Origin of the sequence: Neisseria sp. HMSC068C04 (assembly GCF_001810105.1) — a bacterium.
Taxonomy (GTDB): Bacteria; Pseudomonadota; Gammaproteobacteria; order Burkholderiales; family Neisseriaceae; genus Neisseria; species Neisseria flavescens_B.
Map to the genome: position 1 here is coordinate 52,733 of NZ_KV799965.1, position 11,359 is coordinate 64,091.

General features: G+C 47.3%; 11 protein-coding genes and 1 CRISPR repeat array. Of the genes, 5 read left to right on the top strand and 6 right to left on the bottom strand.

Going from position 1 to position 11,359, the window contains the following annotated elements; translation table 11 throughout:
• A CRISPR array of direct repeats spans positions 1–243; the repeat unit is 33 nt; unit sequence TTAATCCCCGATTAGTGGGGCAAGTCTTCCGAC.
• A 240-nt stretch (positions 244–483) separates the two neighbouring features.
• The 3 genes from HMPREF2700_RS07030 to csx16 all read right to left on the bottom strand — a co-directional run bounded on the left by HMPREF2700_RS07030 (position 484) and on the right by csx16 (position 4,826).
• A complete protein-coding gene (locus tag HMPREF2700_RS07030; protein ID WP_070591193.1) occupies positions 484–1,743 on the bottom strand; it encodes a hypothetical protein in 1,260 nt (419 codons plus the stop codon).
• Positions 1,744–1,809: 66 nt separating this feature from the next.
• Positions 1,810–4,440 carry a hypothetical protein gene (locus tag HMPREF2700_RS07035; protein ID WP_070591195.1) on the bottom strand — a complete coding sequence of 877 codons (2,631 nt, stop codon included), beginning with the start codon at positions 4,438–4,440 and terminating at the stop codon, positions 1,810–1,812.
• An 86-nt stretch (positions 4,441–4,526) separates the two neighbouring features.
• Complete coding sequence (gene csx16 / locus HMPREF2700_RS07040; protein ID WP_070591197.1) at positions 4,527–4,826, bottom strand: CRISPR-associated protein Csx16; 300 nt, start codon at positions 4,824–4,826, stop codon at positions 4,527–4,529.
• A gap of 374 nt (positions 4,827–5,200) precedes the next feature.
• Between csx16 and serS the strand changes: the two genes are divergently transcribed.
• Positions 5,201–6,496, top strand: a complete 1,296-nt coding sequence (gene serS / locus HMPREF2700_RS07045) for a serine--tRNA ligase (protein WP_070591198.1) — start codon at positions 5,201–5,203, stop codon at positions 6,494–6,496.
• 65 nt (positions 6,497–6,561) lie between these two features.
• On the opposite strand, the gene HMPREF2700_RS07050 is transcribed toward serS, so the two are convergent.
• The 3 genes from HMPREF2700_RS07050 to HMPREF2700_RS07060 all read right to left on the bottom strand — a co-directional run bounded on the left by HMPREF2700_RS07050 (position 6,562) and on the right by HMPREF2700_RS07060 (position 8,063).
• Positions 6,562–6,801: a putative hemolysin gene (locus HMPREF2700_RS07050; protein ID WP_070591199.1), complete on the bottom strand. Its 240-nt coding sequence runs from the start codon at positions 6,799–6,801 to the stop codon at positions 6,562–6,564.
• Positions 6,802–6,931: 130 nt separating this feature from the next.
• Positions 6,932–7,735: a basic amino acid ABC transporter substrate-binding protein gene (locus tag HMPREF2700_RS07055; protein ID WP_070591201.1), complete on the bottom strand. Its 804-nt coding sequence runs from the start codon at positions 7,733–7,735 to the stop codon at positions 6,932–6,934.
• A gap of 76 nt (positions 7,736–7,811) precedes the next feature.
• Positions 7,812–8,063 carry an NGO1151 family protein gene (locus tag HMPREF2700_RS07060; protein ID WP_003680526.1) on the bottom strand — a complete coding sequence of 84 codons (252 nt, stop codon included), beginning with the start codon at positions 8,061–8,063 and terminating at the stop codon, positions 7,812–7,814.
• A 162-nt stretch (positions 8,064–8,225) separates the two neighbouring features.
• Here HMPREF2700_RS07060 and HMPREF2700_RS07065 point away from each other — a divergent pair, with 162 nt between their 5' ends.
• From HMPREF2700_RS07065 to HMPREF2700_RS07080, 4 genes are all read left to right on the top strand, one after another.
• Positions 8,226–9,026: a hypothetical protein gene (locus tag HMPREF2700_RS07065; protein ID WP_070591203.1), complete on the top strand. Its 801-nt coding sequence runs from the start codon at positions 8,226–8,228 to the stop codon at positions 9,024–9,026.
• A gap of 121 nt (positions 9,027–9,147) precedes the next feature.
• Positions 9,148–9,708 carry a DUF3465 domain-containing protein gene (locus tag HMPREF2700_RS07070; protein ID WP_070591205.1) on the top strand — a complete coding sequence of 187 codons (561 nt, stop codon included), beginning with the start codon at positions 9,148–9,150 and terminating at the stop codon, positions 9,706–9,708.
• Between the two features lie 115 nt (positions 9,709–9,823).
• Positions 9,824–10,993, top strand: coding sequence for an O-succinylhomoserine sulfhydrylase (gene metZ, locus HMPREF2700_RS07075; RefSeq protein WP_070591207.1), 1,170 nt, complete (start codon positions 9,824–9,826; stop codon positions 10,991–10,993).
• Between the two features lie 86 nt (positions 10,994–11,079).
• Positions 11,080–11,286 (top strand): DUF2788 domain-containing protein, encoded by a 207-nt coding sequence (locus HMPREF2700_RS07080; RefSeq protein ID WP_003680520.1) that lies wholly within the window; start codon positions 11,080–11,082, stop codon positions 11,284–11,286.
• Positions 11,287–11,359: the final 73 nt, after the last annotated feature.

Consider the following 11,359-nt stretch of genomic DNA (forward strand, 5'->3'; position numbering starts at 1 on the left):
TTAATCCCCGATTAGTGGGGCAAGTCTTCCGACTCCTGTCCGAAGAGGGTAGCTCCCACACCGTTGTGTCTTAATCCCCGATTAGTGGGGCAAGTCTTCCGACGAGGCCATGCAAGGTACAAACCAAACAAACAACCAGTCTTAATCCCCGATTAGTGGGGCAAGTCTTCCGACGAAAGGGGAAGAAGATGGAAACTAAGAAATGCAGTCTTAATCCCCGATTAGTGGGGCAAGTCTTCCGACTGCACTCAATTAAAAAATCTCATTATTTTCAAAGCTCTGCATAGTTAAGAAACGTTAGCATTTTCTCTTAACAAACAAAGACATTAATTAACGAAATGTTAACTGAAAAGAGCAGCCGAAAGACAGACTTTTCGCTATCCGTCGGAAAACTTGTATTGCGGATTATAGCCGTCTGCTTTGCATTTCACAATGTTTTTTAACGTTTTCAGACGACGTTTCCATGGTCAAGAGACTTCGATGTCAGCTTGTCAGGGCTTTCAGCGCTTCTTTGTCGCGGGCGATGATGATTTGGATGTTTTTGGCGGCGCAGTTGCGCTCGAATTCCGTCCATTGTTGTTTTTTACGTTCTTCTTTTTGGTAATCATTTTGGATTTTGGGCGACAAAATCAGGACGCGGCGTACTTTGCCCATGTTGAGGCTTTGGTCGATCACTTGCCTTAGTGGGTCTGCCAGCTTGCTTTCGGAGCTTAAATCGGATTTGAGTTCGCAAAAAATCAGTTGGTTTTTACGGAACAGCAAAATGTCGGTTTCGTTGCCCTGACTTTCTCCTTGTATCAGTTGCAAGCCTGTCTCCAGTTCTTCGTCTTTTACGCCGTTTTCTTTAAACCATGTGTAAATGAGTTGTTCAAACCAGTCGCCGCTTATCCATTTTTTCCAGTAGTTAAGGTTTTTGTTGTATTTGGCGGGCAGGATCAGTCCTTTTTCGTCCAGGCGGATGCGGTCTTGCGGGTCAATCAGGTTGATCAGCTTTTCAAGGAAGGGTTTGAGTTCGTCAGGTTGTGCAAGCCCGAACTCTTGCCATTCGAGCAGGATTTCTTTTTGGTCTTCGGGATTTTTTTTCCATGCTTCTTCCAATACGCCGACGATGGCGGGAAATAGGTTGCCGTTTTTAGGCTGCTCCATGCTTTGGGCATCAAAACGCATTTGGGCAAGGGGTAGGCTGTCGGGATGTTTGGCAATGGGGTTGGGGCTGTGTTTTTTGATTTCGTCGGCGTAGAGTTTTAAGCCGTCACGCAGGGAAAATCGGTTGGGCAGGACGATTTCGCCTAGAAATGCCAGGTTGTCGGGATTGAGGCGGTCTATGTGGATTTGGTTGCTGCTGCGTTGGAAGGCTTGATAGTGCAGCTCCTGCCATATGCCTGTCTGGGCGGCAAGCATTTGGGACAGGATTTTTGTGCCGCCTGTGATGTTGAGTATGGCGTTGTTTGCAATGCGGTGTTCGGCGCAGTAGGCTTTGAAGACGGTATTCAGCCAATTTTGGATTTCTTCGGTTCGTTCGCCGAAGAGCTTGCCGCCGCTTTGTAAACCGAGTTCATGGATTTTGCCGTGAAATTGCTCGCTTTGCTCCAGTGTGTTTTTGAAACGGGTATGCGCGTTTTTTCCGGCCACCCAGTCGGTGACGATGAGGTGGACGTTTTGGGGCTGCAGGTGTAGGCAGGCGCGGTATTCGGCGATATTGTGTTCGGAGAGGATGATGAAGTAGTGTTGGATCTGTGACATATGGTTTCGCTTTGCTTGAGGGTTTCAGACGGCCTGAAAAAGGTTTGCCGCGCCGGTATGTTTCTTTTATTTGAAGTTAAACGGCAAACAGGCTTTTAATGCGGCAAGTAGCTTTTCTGCCTCGGCTTCACTTTGTTGCAGGGCTTGCAGGGCTGCATGCGGCGCTTGGGGAAGCTGTGCTTGCAGGCAGGCGGCTTCGGCGGCAATGGGGTAAGGGCAGGATTTGCCTAAGCCGAGTTTTTCTGCCAAAACGGCTGTTACCAGTGCAATCCATTTCAGGGTCAGGCCGTCTGATTCTTCATTTAGGGCAAGGTTAAAAGCTTCTGAGGCGATATAGTCGTTGCCTGCAAAGTGTGCCAGCCAGCCGCGCCATAGCTGGATAAGCTGCCATGGGTGTCCTGCGTCGCTCTGCCAGCCTGCTTCGTTGTTTAAATAGGTTTTTTGCGCGGATGCGGTTTGCTGCGGATAGGCGGCAAACAGGCGCAATAACGTATGGTGGGTAAAACGGTCATCCGGGCTGACTGAGAATTTTTTGGCGGCTTTGTCTAAGTCGTTTCCGAAAACGGATGTGGCAAGCGGCTGTATATTTTCCCATTCTTCTCCTGCGTCCAATGCATTGTGCAGTTGGTACAGGCTGGTTTGACAAATGTCTTTTTGCGCTGCGGCCGGATCGGATAATTTTTTAAATGTTTCGACCGCTTGGTCGAAGAAGGATGCGGCGGTTTGGTGTTCTCCCAAAAAGGCGTATACCTGACCCATACCTGATTGCAACCTGCCGTATTGTTGTCGTCCGACAGCCATTTCAGACAGGGTGAGCGCGTATTCTAAAATTTGTTTGGCGTAGTCGAATTCGTATATGTTGGTGGCGGCTACGGCCAGGCGGTTATATACCTGCGCGACTTCCGGAGCGGCTTCCTGCTTCAGGGCGTTGCCGAGGTCAAGCAGGTTTTGCACGGCTTCCATGCGCATCCTGCCTTGGTGGTTGTCGGCCGCAAGTCGGGCTGCTTGAAAACGTAGTTGTAATAGTGGCGGCAGTTTGTTTTCTGCCGGGGCGTAGGTTTGCAGCCAACCTAAGATTTCGTCCAGGTCTTGTGGACGGTAATCTTTTTCGTTCAGGCGGAGGCGGACTGTTTGTAAATAGTTTTGCCAAATTTCAGGCTGCGTTTTGCAACGTGAGCCGAGTTGTTGCATGGCTTCTCGCAATAGGCTGTGTTCTGGTTCGTCTGACAGGCAGCAGACTGCTTTGAACCACTCTTGCGGCGACAAGGCTGTTTTGCCATCCAGTGCGGCGTAGATGCGTTCTAATTCGCCGCTCTCGGGCGTAAGGAAACAATGCCCTTTGAATTTGGCATTAGCCAGACGTTTTTTGGCAGAGGAGCCCCCCCAGCAGTGTGCCAGTGCGTCCACATGGGCAAGATAGGGATGTTCGCCTTTGGGGACGATTTCTAGAGATAAAGTCAGTTGGCTGAAACGTGTTTCATTTATGCTTTGTAATTCGCTTTGCAGTAAATGTTTTAAAATCTGTAAATCGATCGCGGAGTTGAAGTCGCCGCGTTGTTCAATAAAGACACTCACTTTTTTGTCGCCTTCGTTAGGCAGGGGCAACAGGCGTAAAGTAAGTTGCAACAGACGGTAAACACCGCTAAACCAGCGCGGGCGGTTGAAGGAAAGCGGATCTTTGGCTGTGATACCCAGTACGCCTACCGGTTGCGAGAGAATGTTGTTGATGACTTTATCCAGCAGTTCGGGTTTTTCTTCCGCTGCGTGGAATGTTTCTGGCAGTTTGTCCAGTTTGGCTTTTCCTTTCGGAATGACCAGTGCAACGTATCGGCCTAAGCTGTGGTCGTTTATGGATAAACTTTCTGCATGTTCAAATTCTTTACCTGTTTCGTCAATGACGATTTCCCAGTCGGCATTTACAGGAAGGTGGCGCAGGCTGTTGGGGTGGTGTTTGCTAAATTGGGGCGTTTGTACTGCGCAGTCTTGTGTGTGGACGAAATTTTTTTTCTTGTCTTTTTGCTTATTGAGTTTGCTCAGTGTGATGGATAAGTGCTTTTTGATGCGTTGGCTTAAGTTGGGAAGTGCTTGTTGCTCATCAAACCAAGCCTTTAGGGCTGTCTGGTCGCCTTTTTTGAACAGAGTTTCCAAGTCCTGCGCCAGTAGACGGGCACGTTCTCCCTGTTTTTTACATTGTTGGGCACGGTTTGCCAATTCTTTACTGCGTTGCGCGGCGAGGTAAAGGAGTTCTTTTACTTTTTCTTGGTTGTCTTTGCTGTCTAAGCCCCATGAGGTAATTTTGAAAATTTCAAATAGCAGTGCACCGTCCTCCATACCTTCAGACGGATTGTTTGGCTGATTGGTTTGTTTTTTGGTAGAGGGAGAGGCTGCGTCCTGTTGTTTTTTTTCGGATTGTACGAAAGAGGACAACGCGTGTTTAAGATCGATAGGTTGTCGTGTTTGTCCGTCCAACCATTGTTGAGGGTCTTGTGCGATGAAAAGACGGCTTTGGGGGAAACGCTTCCATGCAGCTACTAAGAATGACGCGGGAGTATCCGGTAAGCACAAAATGCAGTCGGCCGTCTGAAAACGGGATAAGTGATCAGGCACGTTTTCTGATTGAATATTGTATTGTTGCCAATCGGGAATAGTAGAGGCAAGTTGTTCGGCAGTGCTTAGGGCAATGATGGTTTTGGACATGGAAGACTCCTCCAAGTAATAGTATGGTAATTTTAAAATAATATCTTGTGTATTCAAGTTGATATTTTTGAATGGTTTGGGGATATTTATTCGGTAATTTTTGTGACTTCAAATCGTTCTAACGTTGCGCCTGCTACAGACATGGCCGCAGCAGTATGTTCGTTACCGCGTTCGTCACAATTTTGCGGCAAAATTAAAAAATAAAATTTTGCGCCGCGTTTGCATACTTCTGCGGCTAAGTGTAAGGGGAGGGTTCCTAGAACCACATCGCCTGCTTGAATTTGTGCTGTATCTAGATGTGTTGTAAAGATATCTATTTGCCATTGCGGCTGTTGCTTTATCCATTCAATCGCACCTTGATGACGTGAAATGAAATAGGTAGCCATATATATCCCTTTTGAATTGCTGCTTTATTTTAATGTGATGACAGTAGGTTGAGTAGTAAGACAAATTTGTCTGCTGAAAATGGATTTTCGGCAACAAGGTAGGTTATAACTAGTTTTACAATTTACTTGTTTTGTTGAGAGATATTGCTTGAATTGATTTTTTACCCGTGTTGTTAATGAATATTAAGGAATTATGGCATATACGGATTATGCAATTCAAGTTTAACTATTTGAAAGTATTAAGCGTGGATAAGCTATGCGAAATGATTGTTCTATAATTAATTAGCGGCAGAGATCGTTGACATGTATCGCTGTGAAAATATCTTTAAATTGGTTTACAATAATGCCATTCTGAATCTTAACGAGAGAAAACAATGTTAGACATCCAATTGCTCCGCAGCAATACCGCCGCAGTTGCCGAACGTTTGGCCGCCCGCGGTTACGAGTTTGATACCGCGCGTTTTAACGCTTTGGAAGAGCAACGCAAAGCCGTTCAAGTGAAAACAGAAGAGTTGCAGGCTTTACGCAACAGTATTTCCAAACAAATCGGCGCGTTGAAAGGCCAAGGCAAACACGAAGAGGCTCAAGCTGCAATGGATCAGGTTGCTCAAATCAAAGTGGATTTGGAGCAGGCTGCCGCTGATTTGGATGCTGTTCAGAAAGAATTGGACGCATGGTTGTTGACCATTCCGAACCTGCCGCACGAAAGCGTACCTGCGGGTAAAGATGAAACGGAAAACGTTGAGGTCCGCAAAGTCGGCACGCCGCGCGAATTTGACTTTGAAATCAAAGACCATGTTGATTTGGGCGAGCCTTTGGGCTTGGATTTTGAAGGCGGTGCGAAACTGTCAGGCGCGCGCTTTACTGTGATGAAAGGCCAAATTGCCCGTCTGCATCGCGCTTTGGCTCAGTTCATGCTGGACACGCACACGCTGAAACACGGCTATACCGAACATTACACGCCTTACATTGTGGACGACCTGACCCTGCAAGGCACAGGCCAACTGCCTAAATTTGCAGAAGATTTGTTTCACGTTACCCGCGGCGGTGATGAGAGCAAGAAAACGCAATATCTGATTCCGACCGCAGAAGTGACGCTGACTAATACTGTTGCCGACAGCATTGTGGCCGGCAGCGATTTGCCGTTGAAATTAACTGCGCATTCCCCATGTTTCCGTTCCGAAGCGGGCGCATACGGTAAAGACGTGCGCGGTCTAATTCGCCAACACCAATTCGACAAAGTGGAAATGGTGCAAATCGTTCATCCGGAAAAATCATACGAAGCGCTGGAAGAAATGGTCGGTCATGCTGAAAATATCTTGAAAGCGTTGGAACTGCCCTACCGTGTGATCACTTTGTGTACCGGCGACATGGGCTTCGGCGCAACCAAAACCTACGACTTGGAAGTTTGGGTTCCTGCGCAAAATACTTACCGCGAAATTTCCAGCTGCTCCAACTGCGAAGATTTCCAAGCTCGCCGCATGAAAGCGCGTTTCAAAGATGAAAACGGTAAAAACCGTTTGGTACATACTTTGAACGGCTCAGGCTTGGCAGTCGGCCGTACTTTGGTGGCGGTTTTAGAAAACCATCAAAACGCCGACGGCAGCATTAATGTTCCTGCTGCGTTGCAACCGTATATGGGCGGCGTAACCAAATTGGAAGTGAAATAATCGCTGTTTAAAAGAAAAGGCCGTCTGAAACTTGGGTTCAGACGGCCTTTTATGTAATTAAGCAATTATTTGTTGTGTTGACGGAAATATTCCCATTCTTCGACAACAGTACCGTCAGGCAAGTGGCACACGCCGTATTCGCCACCGTCTCTGTCTTTTTTGATTTCGGATTTGCCGCCTTGTTTGACGCAGAATTCGGAAGCCGGATTGGCCACGCCGATGCTAGGAGATTCTTGTTTTTCAGAAGCGGAGCAGGCGACCAAAGCAGTTGCGGCAGCGAGGCTGAGGATAACGGGTTTGATCATGGCGTATCTTTCATTTGAAGGATAAAAAACAAGCGGATTATAGGGGACGCTTGCGTTTAATTGAGTTAAACAGATTAAAGGCCGTCTGAAAAATTTTCAGACGGCCTTAAATTTAAGAAGTCATACCGAATTATTTGGCTGCTTCGGCTTTTTCGCCTTCTTTAGCAAAGTATTTGGCGTAAATTTTGTCGTATTCGCCACTTTCGCGTACTTTTTTCAGCGCATCGTTCAACATTTTGATGGTTGCTTCGTCGCCTTTGCGTGCGGCGATACCGTAGTTCTCGATGGTGAAGTCAGGCAGGGAGATGAAATCCAAGCCTTTGGTCGGGTTGTTTTTTACATAGTTGGCAATGACGGCGCTGTCGCTGACTACGGAATCCAGACCGCCGTTTTCCAATTCTTTAATAATCAGGGGAACGCTTTCAAAGCGGGCGATTTTCGGATTGTCGTTGCCCAAGAGTTTGGAAACGGAAAAGTCGCCGGTGTAGCCGGTTACCACGCCGACTTTGGCCATGTTTTTCAGGTCTTCGGAAGAGGCCACTTTTTTGCCTTTTGGAACGAGGACAACTTGGGTGATTTCAAAGTATGGATCGCTGAAGAGCATGCTTTGTTTGCGATCGTCAGTGATGGTTACGCCGGACATAACGATGTCCACGTCGCCGTTGTTCAGAGAAGGGAAGAGGCTTTCCCATGGCTGGTGTTTGAATTCGACTTTGAAGTTACCGGCTTTAGCCATGGCGTTCATCAAGTCAACATCAAAACCTTCCACTTTGCCTGCAGAATCCAAAGATTCAAATGGGGCAAACTCGGCATTGGAGCCGACACGGTACACTTTATCGGCAGGAGCAGAGGCATTGTTGCTTTGACCGCCGCAGGCAGTCAGGGCAAGAGCGGAACAAGCGAGGGTAGTGGCCAGCCATTTTTTCATGTTCATGATATGTGCTTTCTTAATAAAATGTTAACGGATAGAATCTTAGTTTAGCATAATTTTGCGAACATGCTAGCCGAAATCAGTGGTCTTTTTCTCGGAAAAATGCGTAGGTTACGTCATGGAAGAGGTCGGTGTGTGGGCTGTCTTCGTAGCTCAATTCCGCCAACGCATCTTCAAAGGCAAGCTGGATGGATTCTACGGCATCGTTGGCCATGTCGGAGGGCAGGGAGCGGATAAGGCCTTTGAGTGCGGTGGCGAGGACGTGGTTTTGCATACGCAAAGCGTCGTTGGCCTCTTCCAGATATTCGAGGCGTTGTTCGATGCTGCTCATGATGTATCCTTGGGTATTAAATAAAATAGTGATTATATAGCGAATTAATATTAAAATGTGACGCTTGCGCCGGCTTGCCGGATATGTCCAACCATCGGCCGTATTTCAAGTGATTTTAGGCTTGAATGTGGTTCACAATAAAAATGAAAAAACGAGATTATTATGGAAAACAACCGTCTTGACCCCACAGCCCTCGAGGAAGAAGACCTGAATTGGGAAAAACGCTTGGAAAGATTGCGTCAGGCACGACAATTTAATACTGCGCCGACTCATGCACCATTGGTCAAAAAATCGGACGAAGCTGTCGAAGCTGCGCCTAAAACCGCACCTAAAAAAGAATATAAGTTGGATGCTGACAATCGTGAAAAAGTGCTGGAAGAGTATTTGTACCGTTGGCAGCTGGAACACAATACTGCCCTTGCTGACGAGGGCGAAGCAGTGGAAACCGATGCGATGGTAGTTTTGCAGGACAACTGGTTGAGCGCGCAATCTGCGTTGCAGGCTGCGGCTTCAGAGCGTCATATCGAATCAACGCGTACCGTCAGACTGAATCCGAAATCAGGTGCGGTAGATTTTGATGTGCCTGAAGTGGAAGAAACTGAGAAACCGGAAAATGATGATGCGGAAGCGGCTGAAGAGGCGGCTTCAGACGGCCTTGAACAAGAACCGGCCATCAATGTCCATATCAATGTATTGAACCCGCAAGCGATCGGCCGTCGGGAAGTATTCTGCGTTTCTGAAAAAGAGTTGACCGAGCGTCTGATTAAGCGTTTACGCCCCCATGTGGCCGATGCGGTCAACGGCATGATTCGGATTGCCGTACAAAAACAAATGGCCTTGTTCACTTACCAGTTGCAGCAAATGCTGAACGAGCAGGCGCCGGGCTTGGTGGAAGATGTATTGGAACACAACGTCAAACGTATTTTGGACGATATGAAGACTGAAATGAAATACCGCCGTTGAGTATCTAGGCCGTCTGAAAAATTTCAGACGGCCTTTGGCGTAAATTTCCCTTAAAATTTTACGAAGCGTGTATAATAGCGGCTCACGTTTTCGTGATAAATATCCTTTCTAAATAGTTGATATGCCCGATGCAGAATCGGGCATTTTTTTTGAGATTGTTATGAATAAAAATAAAATCATTGTATTGCTGATTGCTTTGGTTGCCGTATTTGCCTATAACAAAATGCAAAACAAGCAGCCGCTACAATCGCAGAATCAGCAGAAAATAGAAGCTGTTCAAAAACAAAATAATGCGGGTAAAAAGAATGCCGATACTGCTCAGCAGCAAATCGGTTCGGGTAAAGAATCAGCCGAAGCGGTTTTGAAACAGGCGTTTGAAAACGAGCAAAGCGATATTCAGGTTGAGGGCGAGGGCACGGTATGGAAAACCCTGCCGGATGACAACAAAGGCACGCGCCATCAGCGCTTTATCTTGAAGCTTTCCAGCGGTCAAACGCTTTTGGTGGCGCATAATATCGATTTGGCCGATAAAATCAAAGGCTTGAAAAAAGGTGATAAAGTAGCGTTTTACGGCGAATATGAATGGTCGGAGCAGGGCGGCGTTATCCATTGGACGCATCATGATCCGGCAGGCCATCATGAAGACGGTTGGCTGAAGCACGGCGGACAGGTTTATCAATAATCGTTCAGACGGCCTCCTGCTTGAAAGATGACAGGAATAAGCGCAAAATGTTAACAAATTAAACAGGCGTATTGTTTACTGCGCCCTTCGCAACATACAGTAGATTGAAAAACAAATGAGCAAAAAACTTCATCCTCAAACGCTTGCCATCCGTAGTGGCAAAGAGCAAACCGAATATTATGAACACAATCAGGCTCTGTTTTTGACCAGCAGCTTCATGTGGGAAAACGCCCAACATGCGGCTGATTTGTTTTCTAAAAAAATCAAAGGTTTTACTTATACCCGTACGGCCAATCCGACTACTGCCGCCTTTGAAAAACGCATTGCCGCATTGGAGGGTGCAGAGCGCGCAGTGGCCACTTCGACCGGTATGTCTGCGATTCAGGCAGCGTTTTTTACCTTCTTGAAAGCCGGTGATCATGTTATTTCCAGCCGCAGCCTGTTTGGTACGACTGTCGGTTTTATCAATAACATCGTAACTAAGTTCGGCATCGAGGTCAGCCATGTATCGCCGGTTGATGTAGATGAATGGAAAGCGGCAATCAAGCCCAATACCAAACTGTTTTTCTTGGAAACCCCGTCCAACCCTTTGGGCGAAGTTGCCGACTTGGAAGCTTTGGCCGAACTGGCACACAGCATCGGCGCGCTTTTGGTGGTGGACAACAGCCTCTTGTCGCCAGCCGGTTCGCAGCCTTTGAAACACGGTGCAGATATTTCTGTTTCTTCTGCAACCAAAGCCATCGACGGACACGGCCGCGTGATGGGCGGCGTATTGGCCGGTTCGGAAGAGCTGATGACGCAAGTTGCCGTATATTGCAACTCTTGCGGTTTGGCGATGTCTCCGTTTAACGCATGGCAGCTGTTGAGCGGCGTGGAAACCCTGTCGCTGCGTATGGAAAAACAGTTTGATAATGCGTTAAAAATCGCCCAATGGCTGCAACAACAGCCGCAAGTCCAAGCCGTGTACTACACCGGTTTGCCTGACCATCCGCAAGCCGAATTGATCCGTAAACAGCAAAACGGTGGCGGCATCGTCATCGGTTTTGAAGTCGCCGATCAGGAAGCCGCATGGAAAATCGTGGATGGCGTAGAACTCTTTTCCCGCACTGCCAACCTTGGCGACGTGCGCTCAACCATCACCCACCCGTGGACAACGACTCACGGCCGTATGCAGCCTGAAGAAAAACTTGCCGCCAATATCCGCCCAGGATTGGTGCGCCTGTCTGTCGGCTTGGAATACGTTGACGATTTGATTGAAGATTTGAAACAAGTCTTGAACAAATAAGTTTAAAAAAGATATTTCAGACGGCCTGTTGCGATAAGGCCGTCTGAAGTTTATGAACACACATCTGAATCATACAAGGAAAAAATATGACTGAAGCAGAATTTGCCTCATGGGCAATGAAAATCCTACTGAGCGGCCTGATTATCTTTTTGGGCTTTATCGTTTGGAACTTGGGTAAAGAATCCAAAGCCGGCAAATTCGGCATTGCCATGCTCTTCTTGGTTTTGGGCTTGGGTGTGTTTGGATTCGTATTTAAAGAGTTGCTGATTAGCTTTTTGGTATTGCCGAAGTAAGCAGAACGTTTATAGATAGAACAAGGCCGTCTGAACATTTTTTCAGACGGCCTTATATATTGCGTTCCATCAG

Excerpts from the sequence above, each read along its gene's own strand:
- HMPREF2700_RS07050 (WP_070591199.1), bottom strand. The coding sequence starts at position 6,801 with ATGATCAAACCCGTTATCCTCAGCCTCGCTGCCGCAACTGCTTTGGTC.
- HMPREF2700_RS07080 (WP_003680520.1), top strand. The coding sequence starts at position 11,080 with ATGACTGAAGCAGAATTTGCCTCATGGGCAATGAAAATCCTACTGAGC.
- csx16 (WP_070591197.1), bottom strand. The coding sequence starts at position 4,826 with ATGGCTACCTATTTCATTTCACGTCATCAAGGTGCGATTGAATGGATA.
- serS (WP_070591198.1), top strand. The coding sequence starts at position 5,201 with ATGTTAGACATCCAATTGCTCCGCAGCAATACCGCCGCAGTTGCCGAA.
- metZ (WP_070591207.1), top strand. The coding sequence starts at position 9,824 with ATGAGCAAAAAACTTCATCCTCAAACGCTTGCCATCCGTAGTGGCAAA.
- HMPREF2700_RS07035 (WP_070591195.1), bottom strand. The coding sequence starts at position 4,440 with ATGTCCAAAACCATCATTGCCCTAAGCACTGCCGAACAACTTGCCTCT.
- HMPREF2700_RS07070 (WP_070591205.1), top strand. The coding sequence starts at position 9,148 with ATGCCCGATGCAGAATCGGGCATTTTTTTTGAGATTGTTATGAATAAA.
- HMPREF2700_RS07060 (WP_003680526.1), bottom strand. The coding sequence starts at position 8,063 with ATGAGCAGCATCGAACAACGCCTCGAATATCTGGAAGAGGCCAACGAC.
- HMPREF2700_RS07030 (WP_070591193.1), bottom strand. The coding sequence starts at position 1,743 with ATGTCACAGATCCAACACTACTTCATCATCCTCTCCGAACACAATATC.
- HMPREF2700_RS07055 (WP_070591201.1), bottom strand. The coding sequence starts at position 7,735 with ATGAACATGAAAAAATGGCTGGCCACTACCCTCGCTTGTTCCGCTCTT.
- HMPREF2700_RS07065 (WP_070591203.1), top strand. The coding sequence starts at position 8,226 with ATGGAAAACAACCGTCTTGACCCCACAGCCCTCGAGGAAGAAGACCTG.